The 16267-nt window shown below is 54.8% G+C and carries 13 protein-coding genes; 12 read left to right on the top strand and 1 reads right to left on the bottom strand.

What is annotated here, in order from left to right; genetic code table 11:
• Positions 1-46: 46 nt before the first annotated feature.
• The 9 genes from IM700_RS06135 to IM700_RS06095 all read left to right on the top strand — a co-directional run bounded on the left by IM700_RS06135 (position 47) and on the right by IM700_RS06095 (position 11057).
• Entirely contained in the window at positions 47-2122 is a 2076-nt protein-coding gene (locus IM700_RS06135; protein WP_193415090.1) for an alginate lyase family protein, read from the top strand.
• A gap of 140 nt (positions 2123-2262) precedes the next feature.
• The gene (locus IM700_RS06130) at positions 2263-3669 is read left to right on the top strand and encodes an ABC transporter substrate-binding protein (protein ID WP_239483656.1); all 1407 of its coding nucleotides are present in this window, start codon (positions 2263-2265) and stop codon (positions 3667-3669) included.
• 37 nt (positions 3670-3706) lie between these two features.
• On the top strand, positions 3707-4678 hold the full coding sequence (locus tag IM700_RS06125) for a carbohydrate ABC transporter permease (protein ID WP_155605164.1): 972 nt from the start codon (positions 3707-3709) through the stop codon (positions 4676-4678).
• Positions 4675-5490 (top strand): carbohydrate ABC transporter permease, encoded by an 816-nt coding sequence (locus IM700_RS06120; RefSeq protein ID WP_193415091.1) that lies wholly within the window; start codon positions 4675-4677, stop codon positions 5488-5490. Before IM700_RS06125 ends, IM700_RS06120 begins: the two co-directional genes overlap by 4 nt.
• 68 nt (positions 5491-5558) lie before the next feature.
• Positions 5559-6551, top strand: a complete 993-nt coding sequence (locus tag IM700_RS06115) for a Gfo/Idh/MocA family protein (RefSeq protein ID WP_193415092.1) — start codon at positions 5559-5561, stop codon at positions 6549-6551.
• A complete protein-coding gene (locus IM700_RS06110) occupies positions 6541-7368 on the top strand; it encodes a sugar phosphate isomerase/epimerase family protein (RefSeq protein ID WP_193415093.1) in 828 nt (275 codons plus the stop codon). The genes IM700_RS06115 and IM700_RS06110 overlap by 11 nt, the downstream gene beginning before the upstream one ends.
• Positions 7365-8687 (top strand): helix-turn-helix domain-containing protein, encoded by a 1323-nt coding sequence (locus IM700_RS06105; RefSeq protein WP_155605168.1) that lies wholly within the window; start codon positions 7365-7367, stop codon positions 8685-8687. Before IM700_RS06110 ends, IM700_RS06105 begins: the two co-directional genes overlap by 4 nt.
• 91 nt (positions 8688-8778) lie before the next feature.
• Positions 8779-10077, top strand: coding sequence for a hypothetical protein (locus tag IM700_RS06100; RefSeq protein ID WP_193415094.1), 1299 nt, complete (start codon positions 8779-8781; stop codon positions 10075-10077).
• Entirely contained in the window at positions 10074-11057 is a 984-nt protein-coding gene (locus IM700_RS06095; RefSeq protein ID WP_193415095.1) for a dihydrodipicolinate synthase family protein, read from the top strand. The genes IM700_RS06100 and IM700_RS06095 overlap by 4 nt, the downstream gene beginning before the upstream one ends.
• Positions 11058-11070: 13 nt before the next feature.
• Here the strand turns inward: IM700_RS06095 and IM700_RS06090 are convergent, their stop codons facing one another.
• Positions 11071-13197 (bottom strand): Ig-like domain-containing protein, encoded by a 2127-nt coding sequence (locus IM700_RS06090; protein ID WP_239483655.1) that lies wholly within the window; start codon positions 13195-13197, stop codon positions 11071-11073.
• A 382-nt stretch (positions 13198-13579) separates the two neighbouring features.
• On the opposite strand from IM700_RS06090, the gene IM700_RS06085 reads away from it, so the two are divergent.
• From IM700_RS06085 to IM700_RS06075, 3 genes are all read left to right on the top strand, one after another.
• The gene (locus IM700_RS06085) at positions 13580-14059 is read left to right on the top strand and encodes a DinB family protein (RefSeq protein ID WP_155605172.1); all 480 of its coding nucleotides are present in this window, start codon (positions 13580-13582) and stop codon (positions 14057-14059) included.
• Positions 14056-14496 (top strand): VOC family protein, encoded by a 441-nt coding sequence (locus tag IM700_RS06080; RefSeq protein ID WP_193415097.1) that lies wholly within the window; start codon positions 14056-14058, stop codon positions 14494-14496. The genes IM700_RS06085 and IM700_RS06080 overlap by 4 nt, the downstream gene beginning before the upstream one ends.
• Before the next feature lie 242 nt (positions 14497-14738).
• A complete protein-coding gene (locus IM700_RS06075; protein ID WP_193415098.1) occupies positions 14739-16265 on the top strand; it encodes an extracellular solute-binding protein in 1527 nt (508 codons plus the stop codon).
• Positions 16266-16267 lie beyond the last annotated feature (2 nt).

Raw genomic sequence — 16267 nt, 5'->3', positions numbered from 1 at the left:
GCCTTGTGGACCGATGGATGAGTCATGAAGGAGGCTAGCAAAGCAAATGGCGTTAGGAGAGGATGATAACCCGGTAACCCGGCGTTTTTACTGGATTGAGGAGGAACGACCCTTTATTGTGGATGCCTGCCGCAAGCATTGGCCCGAAGAAGTGAAGCAGGTGCTCCACCGGGCTGATTTGGCCGCGCGAAACACGTTTATTTTCACCCATCGTTGGGATATGGAGCGCTGCGAAGAGGAGGTGGCTTTCCCGAACGGCATTGATTGGTATTACCGGCATAACGGGGATCTGGAATGGCTCGTCATGCTGAACCGGGCGAGATACATGGGCGAGTTGGGGCAAGCCTATTGGTTAACCGGCCAAGAATCGTATGCGCTGGCGTATATCCGGCTGCTGAAGGATTGGATGAGACAAAACCCGCTGACCGAAGCGGAAGTGTTGGGGAGCGCTGATCGCAGCTTCAATGTCAAGGATACTTGGCGCAAGCTGGACAGCGGCATCCGAATCACCCATTGGCTTAAAGGCTATTATTGCGTGCGCGGCTCGAAGCATTGGGGGACGGAGGAAGAGACGGTATTCCTCGAAGCGGTCCGACGGCATGGGATGTACCTGAGCGTCGCCTATACGTCGCATGACCGGCAAAGCAACTGGGGATTTCTCGAAACGAATGGCCTGTTTCAATTGGCACTGCTATTTCCCGATCTGGAGGAAGCGGAAAAATGGCGGCAAACCGCGGTCCAGCGCTTGGTGGAGATGTGCCCGTTACAGGTTTTTGAGGACGGCTTGCAAAATGAACAAAGCAGCATGTACCACCATGAGGTGCTGCATTGCCTGTTCGAATCGGTTTGGCTTGCGGAGCTTAACGGCATCGCGTTGCCGCCCACCCTCCATGATACTCTAAACCGAATGTACACCGCCTCGCTGGCGATCATCCAACCGGACGGACGCCAGCCGAATTTTAGCGACAGCGACAGTACGGATATCCGGGACGTGCTCGCGAGAGGGGCCGTGCTGTATCGGAGAGGCGATCTGAAATCGCAAGCCTGTGGATCGCTGGATTACGAAGGAATCTGGTATTACGGACAAAGAGGGTTCGAACTCTACGAGAAACTCGAAGCAACGGTGCCGGAGTTCGTCTCCAAGGAGCTGGCGCAAGGCGGGTATGCCTTTATGCGCAGCGATTGGGAGCCTACGGCTCGTTATCTCTGGTTCGATAACGGGCATATGGACGTGATTCGGGCCCACGGACATGACGATGCCCTGCATATCAGTTTGTTTGCTTACGGCCGCGAGTTTCTGGTCGATCCGGGACGGTGCACCTACATGGAAACCCGTGATCGCCAGTATTTCAAGGAATCACTCCAACACAATACGATTTCCGTCGACGGACAGACGATATCGGACTACGTGGATTCCTGGAAGTGGAGGAACGTGGCTCGTTCGTTCGGTCGCGTGTGGCAGACCGCCCCGGGCTACGACTATGCCCAAGGGGGACATGACGGCTATTGGCGGTTGCACCATCCGGTTCAGGTGATGCGCCAAATCCTGTTCGTGAAGCCGGATTATTGGGTTGTCGTCGATACCTGTCGGTCCCACGGCGACGAGGAACACGCCTACGCGCTGCCGTTTCATCTAGCCGAGGGGCTGGAGGTGCGGTTTCAGGCCGAGAATCGCCTCGTGATCGGAGACGCCGGTAACAGCGGGAGCGGAGGGCCGGTGCTTCGGGTCCTTCCGCTTCATCCTGTGAAAATCGACGTCGAACCGAGCTGGGTCTCGCGCAACTATAACGAGAAGACGCCCGCCTGCAAAGTCGTCCTTCGGCAATCCGGGCAAGGGTTTACGAAGTTTGTCACGGTGTTGGTTCCAGCCCGGCGGCAGAGCGAGGCGCCGCCGGCCATCCGCCAACTGGACGTGCTGGACAGCTACGGCCGCCCGGTTCCAAGGGAGCTGGCGACGGCACTGTCGGTCACACATGAGAGCGGGGAGGATGCGGTGTTATTTTCACACCAAGGGCCTCGGGGGTACCAGTTTGCCAACGTGCACCTTAGCGGGGATGTGCTGCTGGTTCGCCGAGCTCACGCCGCAGCGCCTTTCGCTCAAACGTATATTGTGAATGTTTAGCGTGCGCGCGATTTTGGGGCGATTTAAGGACGTTGAACTCTAATTCGGGGTCCTTTACTTTGAAGATAATCACAGCACCACTCCCATCGACCTTCTTGAAATAGCTTACATGGGGTGGGGAATAAGCAAGGGGGATGGAAATGGGACGTCAGGGCATGAAACGGAAAGGGATCGGAGCAATCGTCATTTTGACGTTTGTGTTGTTGATTTCGGCATGTTCCGGGGGAGAGAACGGGACTCCGTCCACGAATGGCGGCGGGACCGGAGGGAACGGAGGTACGGCGGAAGGGCAGCAGCAAAATCAACCGCAAGAAACGGCCGACAAGCCGGTGGAGTTGAGACTAGGCTATTATTCCTCGGCACAAACCGATGCGAAGATGCAGGAGCTGATCGCCAAGTTTCAGGAGAAGCATCCGAATATCACGATCAAGACGGAATCCTCGCCTTACAATCAGTTCTTCCAAAAGCTCGACACGCAGATTGCCGCGGAAAGCGCGCCTGACCTCTGGCTGTCCGACGGCGTGCTTGTCCCCAAATACGCGGAACGCGGCGTCTTAAAGGATTTGACTGAATGGATCGATCGGGACTTGAAGAAGGACGACTATTACGGCCTCGATTTCAACAAAGACGCGAACGGGAAATACTGGGGCGTCCCGCAGGGGATTCAAATCGCCGTCCTCTACTATAACAAGGACATGTTCGACGAGGCTAAGGTCGCGTATCCGACAGAAGAATGGACCTGGGACGATCTCAAGGCAGCGGCGGAGAAGCTGACCAAGGACTCGAACGGAGCGTATGCGACGGATGCCGCTTTTGATAAAAACAAAGTCGCGCAATACGGCCTGACGTTCTTTAGCATTACCGAAGGCTGGATGACGGTGCTGAAATCGTACGGCGGCGGCGTCCTGGACGAAACGCTGACGAAGTCGATCATCCATACGCCAGAGAACAAGCAAGCGATGGAATGGATCGTAGACGGTATGCAGCGCGAACTGTTAACAACCCCTTCTGATTTGAAAAGCTTCCAAAGCAACATGGCGCCATTTCCTAGCAAAGCCGCAGCCATGCGCATCGGGATCTATGCCCGCACAATCGATGCGAATGCAGCGGGGTTGAATTATGACGTGACCCTGCTGCCCAAGGGGCCGGACGGCAAACGGTTCTCCCCGGTCATCGCGAACTCCTGGGTCATCAACAAGAAGGCGGAAGGGGCGAAAGGCGACGCGGCTTGGGAATGGGTGAAATACTGGGCGACCGAAGACGAAGCGCAAAATGAATGGGCGGCCCTGGGAGAAGCGGTGCCGGTCAAAAAATCGGTGGCGAACTCCGAGCAATTCTTAAGCGGCAACCCGGAGAACAAGAAGGCATTCCTTGATAGTTTTGAATTCGCCGGCACGCTAGACGTCAACGCGGTTTGGAGCGAATGGGTCGGGAAGTTTGGGGACAACATCAACCGGGCTTTTGAAGGCGAGATTAGCGTCGACGAGGCCTTAACCCAAGCAGATAAAGAGGTACAGCAGGTGCTGGATGAATTTTATAAGAAATAGAGGCGGATGACCAAATCGATAAGAAAGCGTGATGAACATGGTGGGGAAAACGGCAGATCTACGGACAGGAGACCTGGCTCATACCGGGTCTTCCCCGATCCGCAAAAAACGAAGTCGGTTGCATCACGATGGCAAATGGGGGCTCCTGATGGTGACCCCTTATCTCGTTCATTTTCTCGTATTTGTACTCGGGTCGCTCTTGGCCTCCTTATATTTCAGCTTCTCTGAATATGATATCTTGAACCCGCCTAAATGGACCGGTATGGACAATTACGTCAAGCTGCTGAGCGAGCCGGTCTTCTGGAAGGCGCTGGGGAACACCGTTTATTTCACGATCTTGTTCGTGCCGCTGCAGACCTTCTTTGCCCTCGTACTCGCGGTGGCGCTAAACCAGAAGCTGCGGGCGCTGAAAATGTTCCGTCTCGCGCATTTCTTGCCGGTCATCTCCTCCTGGACGGTCATCATGTACGTGTCGGACGCGGTGTTTAACCCGAGGTTTGGCTTTGCCAACTCGCTCTTGCAGGCGTTAGGCCTGGATCCTCAGAAGTGGCTGCAGGATGAGCATCTCGTCATCCCGTTGCTCGTGCTGATTGCAGTATGGAAGGGCATCGGGTACATTATGGTGATTTATTTGGCTGGACTGCAAAATGTCCCGTCCGAGGTGTACGAAGCGGCCGAAATCGACGGCGCGGGCACGCTTCAGAAGTTCCGCCGCATCACCGTGCCGCTGATCTCGGGCACCACGTTCCTCGTGCTGATCATGAGCACGATATCGACGTTCCAGGCGTTTGAGCAAATCTACGTCATGACCGGCGGGGCGATGGACGCTTCGTCCGCAGGAGGGCCAAACAAAGCAAGCCTTGTGCTGATGATTTACTTGTATCAGGAGGGATTTTCGTTCTTGCGTATGGGGTATGCCTCCGCGATCGCCTGGGTGCTGTTCGTGATCCTGTTCTTGCTGACGGTCGTCCAAATGACGTTGCAGAAGAAGTGGGTGCATTACGAATGAGAAAGAAAAAAATCGCCGGTTATACGGTCATTATTTGCAGCTCGCTGATCATGCTGCTGCCTTTTCTTACGACGGTGTTTAATTCCTTGAAAAGCTACGCTCAATACACCAAAGTTCCTCCAGAGTGGTTTCCTTCTCCCGTGCAGTGGAGCAATTACGTTGAGGTCTGGAAGCTTGGGGCGTTTGGCCAGTATACGATGAACAGCGTCATCATCACCGTGCTGTCGGTCATCGGTGCGCTGATCTCGTGCTCCATGGTCGCTTTCGCGTTTGCCAGGCTGAAGTTTCCGTTCAAAAATACGCTGTTCCTCGTCGTTCTCGGCACGATGATGATTCCGCCGGTCGTCCTGATCATTCCGCAGTTCGTAATCTTTAAGTCGTTGCATCTGCTCGACACGCTGACTCCGCTTTGGATCATCGAATGGTTGGCCCAGCCGTTTGGCATTTTTCTCATGCGGCAAGCCTTTCTGGGCATCCCGCGAGATTATGAGGAATCAGCCCGGTTAGACGGCTGTAATCCGATGCAAATCTATTGGCGGATCTTTATGCCGATGTGCAAGCCGACCTTCGCAACGCTGGCGGTGTTCACGTTCATGACGAAATGGAACGAGATTTTGTCTCCGGCCATCTTCCTAACGTCGAAGGAGAACTTTACGCTGCCGATCGGCATCTTGTCCATGGCCGGACAATGGTCGGGCAATGAGCAGTATATGGTGGCCGCCGCGCTGATGAGCTTGATTCCGATCCTGCTCGTGTTCCTGTTCGCGGAGAAATACTTTGTGCAAGGCAGCAATTCCGCCGGCATTAAGTAGAGACGGTGGGATTGTGCCAAGGCAGCAATTCCGCCGGCATTAAGTAGAGGCGGTAAAGGAGGAAGATCATGAGTTATCGGGTTGTAATGATCGGGGCCGGCGGCATTTCGCGTAACCACCTGGACGCGATTCGGCAACTGGGGCCGGAGCGGTTGACCGCGGTGGCGGTCGCGGATCCCGATGGCGTTAGAGGGCGGGATGTCGCGGCCCAATATGGCCTCGCCTATTATCCCAGCTACCAGGAAATGATCGTTCAGGAAAAGCCGGACATCGCCATCATCGCGCTGCCGCATCATCTGCACGAGGAATGCGCCGTATTCTGCGCAGCGAAGGGCTGCCATCTGCTGTTGGAGAAGCCGATGGCGAACAGCTCGGCGTCCTGCGACGCGATTCTGGCCGCGGTAAGGGAAGCCGGGGTAGCGCTGATGGTCGGGCATACGCAGCATTATTTGCCGGCGAACCGGCAAGCGAAGGCTTTGATCGAAAGCGGCAGGCTGGGCAAGCTAGTGGCGATTCATGACACTCGGCACAAAGCCTATTTCGAAGAAGAACGTCCGCGCTGGTTCCTCGAGAAGGAGAAGGCCGGAGGCGGCATCCTGATGAATTTGGGCGCTCATTCGATCGACAAGATCCAATGGTTGACCGGTCGCCGGGTGACGAAGGTCAAGGCGGTGTTGAGTTATGAAGCGCCGATCGGCAATGTGGAGGGCAGCGGCGTCGTACTGGCGGAGACGGAGGGCGGCATCGGTGCGGTGATCGTCCAGTCCGGCTATGCGGGCGTGGCAAAGGACGAAACGGAGCTGATTTTTACCGGCGGAATGGCCAGGCTGGTATCCCGCCAAGGCCTATGGATCAGCAGCGGCGGGGAGTACGAACCGGTGGAAGGTGATGATGCCCAAGGCGCCGAATCTCCGTTTGCCTCGCAGCTATATGATCTGCTGGATGCCATCGAGCATCGCTCGGAGCCGGAATGCTCCGGCGAATACGCCAAGTCGGTGATCGCCGTACTAGAGGCGGTGTACCGTTCACAGGCTACGGGGGTGGAACAGGTTGTCGACTGAGCCGAAAACCCTCGCGATGAAATTCAGTATCTGCTCCACCGGACTCAAAGGGATGATCCTCAAGGAAGTGCTGGAGGCAGCTAACCGGTTACAGCTTGATGGGGTTGAGCTATGGGACGGCCACATCACGGAGTATTTAGATGGCGGCGGCACGACTCACGACCTTCGACGGTTATTATCCGAACAACGTCTCAGTGTCCCGGCAATCAGTACGTACACCTCCTTTTCCCAAAACGAAGCAGCCGAACTCCAGCAGGTCCAGAGGGCAGCCCGTTGGGCTAAGGAACTGGGTTGCCCGAGGATACGTACATTCGCAGGGCATCTATCGTCCCGTGAGGCGCCCCCCTCTTTATGGGATAGCGTAGTATCCGGTCTATCGGCTGCATCCGCAGCTTGTGAGCAGGATGGAGTTCGACTGGTCATCGAAATGCATAACAATACGTTGGCCGATACCACAGACGACATTGCTGAGCTGCTGAATCGAGTTGGCCCGGAGTTGGAATTGATCTTCGACGGGTTTAATTTTTTCGTTGATCACCAAGATCCCTTGCCTGCCCTAGATCGGTTCTATCGCCGGATACCCCACGTTCATTTCAAGAACTATCAATGGAACCACCAGGACTGGGCCCAAAGCGTTCCCGTTCCCGTGCTGCAAGGGGACAGTGACCATCGCGCAATCCTGCGAAATCTGGCGGAGCTGGAGTATGACGGATTTCTCTCGTTTGAATATTTCGGCGATCGGGTCCTGGAGTTAACGCAACTTTCCCTCATCGAAGTGACCCAGGAATTGTCCGGTGGAGGTGACGATCGTCCTTGAACCTCAATGTGGCGGTAATCGGTCCAAGCGACTTGGTCGATAAGGTGGTGGAAGTCGGCAGCGTGTTTCAGGAGCTCCATATGATCCCGGCCCCCTATCCACATGAGCAGGATACGCTCGAAGTCGTGGCCCGCGTTCGGGAGCAGGCGGACATCCTGTTGTTTACGGGTCCGATTCCCTATCAGCTCGCACTCGATAGCGAGCCCGGCCTACCGATGGTGCATGTACAATATTCCGGGACTACGTTGTATAAGGTGTTGTTTGATTTCTACCGCACCCAGCTGCTAGAGATGGATGGGGAAATCCGTATCAGCGTGGACGTGCTCCTGCGGCATGAACTGGAGGAGCAGTTAGACGAGCTTGGCCTGGTGCGCCGGCAAATTTACGTCAAACCGTACAGCGCCGGTACGCGCCACGAAGATCTGGTCGCCTTTCACTACGAGTTGTGGAGCCAGGGGCTCGTCGCGGCCACCGTCACTTGTGTCACTTCGGTGTATCAGCAGCTCGTTGAGCTGGGCGTTCCCGCTTTTCGCGTCGTGCCTACGCAATCGTCCATTCGGGACGTGCTGAACCGTGCGCTCCTCGAGGGGAAGAGCCTTCGTTTATCCAGCACGCAAATGGCGATCGGCATTCTGAATATCGATCATTTCGAACGGGTTGTGAAGGAGGCGGCTTCCGACTACGAGGTTCAGCGCAAAAAAATCATCCTTCAGCAAATCCTGATCGATTTCGGGGAGGAGACGCAGTCTTTGATCAACTGGACGGATTCGGGCGAGGTCTCCTTCATCACCACGCGGGGGATCATTGAACAGGCGACTCGCAAATTCGAGCAAGCCCCGCTGCTGCTGGAGGTGATGGAGCGGCTGCAGTGGAAGGCGAGTATCGGAATCGGCCTCGGTCGAACGGCGAACGAGGCGGAAGGAAAAGCGCGGGAAGCGTTGCTAAAAGCCAAAGCGGGCGGGGGCGGCAACTGTTTTCTCATGATGCAGGACGGGCAGGTTTACGGGCCGATGGGATCAGAGCTGACTTTGAAATATTCGGCACGCAGCGAAGACCCGGAGCTGATCTCCATGGCCAAAAAAGCCGGCCTCAGCGTCGGAACGCTGAACAGGTTGATCTCTCTATGTCGCAGGCTGGACACCAGGGCCTTAACCGCAGCGCAGCTAGCGGAAGGATTCGGGATCACCCTGCGCAGCGCTCGGCGAATCATGGCCGCGTTGGAGAAATACGAATTAGCCACCATCGTGGGGGAGGAGCAGCCGGTGGGCCGCGGTCGACCCCGACAAATTTACGCACTGCACATCGACGGTTTCTTTTGATCGGGGAAAAATAGGCGTTTCGGAGGACAAAACGGGGGCAGATTCGGCATACAAATCAGGATATAGCGTTATTCAAAAGGGGATGAAGCCAATGAACCGCCTGATACTGCCCGCCGTTCCCAGCCACCGCCATACGGATGGGGTCCGGATTCGCCGCGACTACGAACGGTTCCGACATACGGGTCTTCCGAAGCGGCTTGAGATTTATTTGATGGAGGCGTATGGCATCGACGTCGCTTCCAGGTACGGACTTACTCCGATCAAGAACCCGTTTGGCAAAGCCGCGGGCCAGCTGTCGCTGAATGAAGCTCAAGTCCGTACGGATGCGCAGGCCGGCCTGGGATTTGTCGTCCTAAAAACCGTGATCGCGGAAAACGGACAAGGCCATCGCGGGATGGAGGCTTGGGCCGTCAAGGATACGCGGATGAAGGTGGAGCCTATCACCGGGAAGGAAACAGGCGACAGGGGGTGGAACGTTACTTGGCATGGACGGGGGTGGCATGGTTCGTTTGCGGAATACCTGGGCTTATTCGCAGCCTCACTGCGCCATGGGTCCGAATGGGGGACCGTCGTCGTGCCTTCCTGCAAATATCACTTGCCGGCGGGGGACGACGATTTTGCGCTGGACGAATATAGGCATACAACACAAAGTTTAGCTCAGGTTTGGAGGCAATTCACGGGAAGCGGTCCTCTGCAAATGGAAAAAGACTTTAGCCCGACCCTGGCCGGATCGGATCGAGCGAAGCAGCAGGAGGCCATCCTGCGATGGTATCGAGAGGTGCCCAAGTTGATCCAATCGGCCTTGCCGCCGGACGAGCTTCAACTGGGAATTAAACTGATGAATACGGTGTTTGATGATGACTTTCAATTGCGGACGATTAGAACGTTGATCGAAGAAGGTGAGGTTCGGCCGGATTATCTCGTCTACGCGAATCGGCTTTATGAACGGACGAGTCAAGATGGCGAGAAGCGCGGGGCCGCCTATGGCGGGCCGGACCTGAGTCGCCGTAATCTGCGGCTGCTCTCCAGGCTGCGCCGATTGGAGCTTGAGGGAGAGCTGACGGTGCCTGTTCCCGGCATTTCGGGGACAGGAGATGTGCACTCCGGTAAGATGGCGCTGGAATACGCATTGCGCGGCGCCGAAAGCTTGCAGATGCACACCTTGTTTCAGCTGCCCTCCAGCGCGTATGGCATGACCATTGGCAGCAAAACGGAGCGGGCTTTGCATGAGTTGTATTTTCATCCGGAGAACGGATTGGTCACCTGGATGCTTCACTTAAGGGAAACTGGGGAAATCGGACATCGGGAGGGGATCGCTTCGTTCCGCGAGGTGACCACTTGGTATCGGGAGCGGGGACGCGATATTTTCGTAAAGGGGGATCACGAATGATTATTACCGAGGTGAGACAAGCCTTGGCATGGGGACTCGTCCCGGCCGTTCCGGTCCCACGCGACCTTACGGGCCAGATCCATGAGCAAGCGCAGGAAGCTTATGCTCGGTATCTTGCGTCACAATCCATCGCCGGGGCGGCCGTTTGGGCACATACAGGACGGGGATTACATATGGACCGTTCGGAGCGAATTTCGGTTCTAGAGACGTGGAGAGCGGCGCTTGGAGAATCCAAGCTGTTGGTAGCGGGCGTTGGAGCGATCCCGGACTTCCGTTTGCTGGGTGCGGCCAAGATAGATCGATGGAAGCAGGACAGCTTGTCCATGGCTGCCGATGCGGTTCAGGGGGGAGCGGACGCTCTGCTCGTATTTCCGCCTGTGATTCTCCATGAGCTCCCGGAAACGGAACGGAATCAAGCCATTGTGGACTATCATCAAGCGTTAGGGCAATTGGGGAAACCTCTCATTTTGTTTTATTTATATGCCGAGGCCGGGGGAATCGCCTACTCCACTGAAGTGCTAAGAGCCTTGTTGTCCCTTGAGATGTCAGTAGGGATCAAAATGGCGACGCTCGACAGCGTGATGACGCTGCAGGACGTGTCCACGCTCATGTCCGAAGAATTCCCGGAGCAGCTGCTCATTACCGGAGAGGACCGGATGTTCGGATATTCGCTGATGCGCGGGGCTCGCGGCGCCTTGGTTGGACTAGGCGCCGCGTTCCCGAACATTCAGCATGACCTGATGCAGGCGTATGCCGATGGAGACTACGCAATGTTCATGGCGTTATCCGCCCGGGTGGACGGCTATGCCGAGAGTACATTTATCCGCCCGATGGATCAATATATATTGCGTATGCTTGGGTGCCTTGCGCTGTCCGGCGTGATTCCGGAGGAAGCCGCGAATGATCTCGCCCACTACAGAATGACCCGGCAGGAGATCGCTTCTCTTCGCCGGGCCATTGAACGGTATCGGTTGTATTAGCCCGCGCCAGGGATTAACGCTGCGGCCAGATGGCGGTGATGTTCCGGTTCAGGTCATAGGCCGACGCCCAATAGTATCCGGTAGCCACGATCCGCTGGGGCAAGAAGCCAACTTCGCCGGAAGGGGAGGTTAACGCCTCGGACGAACCGCTGGTGTACCCATTCGCATCGGTGGACATTTCGATGTAACGCCCTCCGCTCTGGGTAAATCGCCCATACACAGCGGCGGGCACGCCTTGGCCGGTTTCAAGATCGATGATTTCCAAGCGGACTTCGGCGCGTGTCCCGTTGAAGGTAATCTCCATATTTCCGACGATCATCGGTTTCAGGTACGTGGAGGAGGTCGCCGTCGTCGCGGATGCCTCCGGAGAGGTCGCCGGCCCGATATTGCCGCTGATGTCCATGGCTGCGACCTTATAGTAATAGGTCGTATTCGAGAGTAATCCCGTGTCCATATACGTCAAATTTCTGGAGGTCCCGGCTAAATGAGCGTCATCCGGCGAAAAATCGGGTTCCGTACCGCGATAGATCAGATAATGCTCGATGTCGGAATTGTCCGTGGCTCGCCCGTAGCTTAGCTGCACCGACTGAAAACCGGCTGCCGAGGCCAGCGGCGGATCCGGCAAGGCGGAAGGCGGCTCCGTATCAGCGGGATCGACGCGCCAGAGATGGCCGTCCGGTCCCCAGGTGGAGGGCAGCCAGCGGATCGAGTCGTAATGATGCATGGCGATGCCGGCGAAGGCCGGATCGGATTGGAACGCCGCATACACTTTATCCAGCTCAGCTTCCATATACGTGCGCCCTTCTTCACGGAACGTGATCGTTTCCGGATCGCCGCTGCTTGCGATATCCAGCGTTTCAACGCCGATCACGACGGAATTCGGCTTTCCGATCACATTGGCGTAGCTCAGTTCGCCTTGCGCTTGGGCGATAATGCCGACGCCCCCATCCGCCACGTCGCGATAATCCATGATTGAGATGTAATCGCTGAGATCTTGAACATGCTCGGAGAGCCATTTGGTTTCCCCGTTCCACGTAATCTCTTTGGCGCCTTCGCTGCTGTCGAACCAGCGCGGAATGGCCGGTCCGAAGGGCAAGTCAATGCCGGCGGCGTTCCGGCGATCGATCATTTTCTGCAGCACATCGAGGTATTGCAGTTGAACCGTAGGCTTCTCCGCGTTAAACTCCGGCAGGATATACGGTTCGATATCCACGTTCACGCCATCGAATCGTTCGGCTGGAGTCGCCGCGATATTATAGTTGATGACCTTCTCGATTTCCCGGACGGCATACTCATGATAAGGGGCTAGCGCTCCCATATAGGGCGGCGTTGTCCCACCGGCAATGCAGGCCTGAACCTGGTAGCCGTTGTCATGCGCCCAGCTCACAAAATCGCGTACCTTGTCGGGATACTCTTCGAGAATATCGACTCCGCCGTAAGGGAACACGCCGATGTAGAAGGTTGTGATTGGATCCGAATCAAAGGTGGTCGTGTCCTCGGCAAAAGCTTTTAGAGCGGATTTGGATCCGGGGTTCAGGAACAGATTGTAGGCAGCTTTTTCCCATATCCACATGGCACGGTCCTGCCTCTCAACCGTCACGGGTTCGTGGGTTCCTCCTCCCGTGGAAGCATATACGGTCATACTGCGGCCGATATTCCCAAATTCATCGATCGCTCTGGCTTCCAGACTGGAGGTCTTATCGCCAAGGTCTTTGGTATTCCGGGTATATTTGTAAAGCTTTCCGGACTTAACGGCCTTCTGCCAGGCCCCACCGTTGATTCGAACTTCCACTGACTGAATGCGACTCCTGGAGTTTACGGAAATGTGAATCGAGGTGGTTTTCCCTCTAAGCTGCGCCCCATCCAGCGGATTCGTAATGGAAACGGCGGGTTTCGTCACCTGGGGGTTATCCACACGGATCGTAATCGGTTGACTCGATACACCGTATCGGGTCGTGCTTTGCGTTCCTTTGGCAAGCAGGGTGATCTCACCGTCATATCGGCTGGTGTCCAGCTCGGCACTCCAAACGCCCGAGGCTTCGCCGTTTTCGCCGTCCGTCCGGGTCGGCAGTTGCTCCGTGCCATTGACGATCAGGACGACGTTGTACGCCTCCGTGTACTGGCCTGATACGGTAAGCATTCCTACCTCCACTTCATCACCGTGGGCAGGGGTGTCAATCGTTACGAGGGAAGCGGCTGAGACCATTGGGAGGGGGCCAAGCGGGAGAAGCGGAAGAAGAGAAGCGATGCATAGGGCGGCGAGCTGTTTGAAGAACCTATCTTTTCGCTTAGCAAGGAACACAAACATCTGAATCTCCTCACTTCCTTTTTAAAATAGAGAAACATTTTCCACCATTGTAAGCGCTTTAGGATTAAGTGAATACTTCCGTATATCGTCCGAAAAAAACGGCATGTCTATTCCGAATCCATTTGTTCCATCGGAAGGGAAAATTGCCTATTGCGTCTAATTATTTGGATGTGGAACACGGTTGTGACTCAGAGATTTTGAAGGAGGATCAGGGATGTTGAAATTATTCGAGTATAACTGGCAAGTCCGCCGCGATTGGTTTGACTGGTGCGAGACGGTAAGCGAGGAAGAATTGATGAAGAAACGCACCGGAGGACTCGGACGCATCCTTCCTACGTTGTATCATATTGTGGCCGTCGAATATGGGTGGATCGTTGGTGGCATCCAAGAGAGAACGGTCAATCTCCCTCCTTTCGAGGAAGTGGCCAGCTTAGCTGAGGTCAAGGCTTTTTCCGACCGCTGTCACGGGGAGCTTGCACCATTTATTTATGATTGGAAAGATAGTTTGGAAGATCGCGTGATGATCGATATCACAGATGAGGGAGAGCGGGAAGCCCATACTTACGGTGAAGTCTTGCGGCACGTGATCGCCCACGAGATCCACCATATCGGCCAATTATCCGTATGGTCACGAGAAATCGGTAAGAAGCCGGTAACGGCCAATTTGATAGGCAGGGGGTTATTCCCCGGATGAGTAAAACCTATAAATTTTCGCGGATTGGTTATGTGTATGTACCGACATCCCGTATCGACGCGTCCATTCAGTGGTATACGGACAATCTAGAGTTTACATTGATAAACAAATTCGAAGACCGCGGATCTAATCTAGCCGTGTTACATCACCCGCATCAACATTCGATTGCGTTATTGCTGATTGAGACGGAAAGTCCCAATCGACTAGAAATCCTGCGCAACGGAAATCCGTTTCCGATCATGGCGATCAACTGTCCTAATATCGAATACACGCATGAGATGTTACGGAATAAAGGGGTTGAAGTAGAAGACTTGATGACCTTGGGAAACGGGGAAGCAAAGTATTTCTATTTCCGTGATCCGGAGGGGAACCTCCTTGAAGGAGCCTGGTCCAAATGGGACCCGGTCGATGAATATAAGGATGAGTTTGGAAGATGACGGGATCAGATCAGTCCCAATCCGGCCTTGGATTCATTTTCAACGGCCGGGTTGGGACTGATCTTGTTTTATTCAAACCCGGGTCTCCCTATTAGTTTTAGTTTTTTTTCTAGATGACCGCTATCAACGTTCGACAAATTCTCTAGGCGTCGCTATGTATAATTTGGTTTATAGGAGAGGGATAAACGGGTCTGATCGGATATGCAAGCTAGATTGAGGGGAGTAGGAGGGACATGGACACAATGAGAATACGATCTATTCTGCTCCGGAGGAACGAGCGGTTGCTGCTATTATTGACGTTGATCATGGGAATTGCCACGGAGCTCACGGGATGCAGCCTACCCGGACAAGCCGAGGACCTGCCTACTGGAGGCGATCAGCGTTCTCGTCCTCAGGTCAGCATCGTCATCTCCGATCTGGGTATGACTTTTCCCGAGGGCATGGATGAGAACGACAACCGTTATTTGAATTATATTGAAGAGCAGACCGGCCTGGACATTCAGGTCAATACGCCCCCAACCGAGGTCTACGATGAAAAACTGGACGTCATTATGTCTTCCGGGAACCTCCCCGACATGCTGCATGCCTATGAGCCCGTATGGTTTGACAATTATGTCAAACAGGGGGCACTGTTACCCTTGGATGATCTGATCGACCGGTACGGCCCTCACCTGAAAGAGAAAATTCCTCCGGAAGTATGGGATAGAGTCAAATACGGCGGCAAAATTTATGCCGTGCCTAGCTTAAACGAAGTGACCGGCATCGAGTTGATGTATGCGCGAAAAGATTGGCTGGACCGGCTGGGTCTAGACCCTCCGGAAACGCTGGACGATTATTACAAAGTCATTCAAGCCTTCACCCGGGATGACCCGGACGGCAATGGCTTGCAGGACACCGTGGGTTTGACGTTCACGGCCGAGCTTGGACGCTCCTCTCCGTTCTTCGGCGCCTACGGTACGCAACTGGACACCTGGTTTGAACGTGACGGTCATTTGGTTTACGGAAATATTCTGCCAGAAACGAAAGAAGCGCTTGGCTTTCTAGCCCGGTTGTACCAAGAAGGGCTGCTGGAACGAGAGTTTCCGTTAAACCTTCAGACAAACTTGTTCGAGAAGGTCGAGAACGGGAAAGTGGGGTTATTCTCAGCAACCTGGTACGATACGCGTGGACCGATCGCTGCCAATATGAAACGGGACCCGGACGCTCGTTGGATTCCATTGGGATATCCTACGGGACCCAAAGGGGACAAAGGCGTAAACGGCATTGATCTCATTCGCGGCTATAACGTGATCCCGGCGAATTCCCCGCATGCAGTTGAAGTGATTCAATTGCTGGATTTTATCGCGAGTGACTATAAGACATTGAAGCTCGGTTTTGAAAATGAAATTTGGCGGCGGGAAGGAGATCGGATCGTTACGGATTTCGCCTTGCATGACGAGAGCCTGTACCGGGGGATTTATCAGTCCTTGGTGGACGTTCCCGACGAAACGTTATTTAAGCAGCGCCTCGACTCGCTTGGCGATTTTAACCTATATAACAATATCCAAACCGTTCACCGCAATATTATGTCTAACGCATTTTACGGGATTCCGACGCCGGCGATGGGGAAATACAGCAAGAACCTGACTCGATTGGAGGATGTATTTGTCAAAATTATTTTAGGGATCGAACCCCTGGATGCGTTCGATCAATATGTCGAGCGATGGAAAGCGGATGGAGGGAGTGAAATAACGAAAGAAGTCAATCGCTGGTACAAAAGCAGGAAGTAATA

It is taken from the genome of Paenibacillus rhizolycopersici (assembly GCF_014947195.2).
GTDB lineage: Bacteria > Bacillota > Bacilli > Paenibacillales > Paenibacillaceae > Fontibacillus > Fontibacillus rhizolycopersici.
The sequence above is the reverse complement of the archived record's forward strand: the minus strand, read 5'-3'. Positions and strand labels throughout refer to the sequence as shown.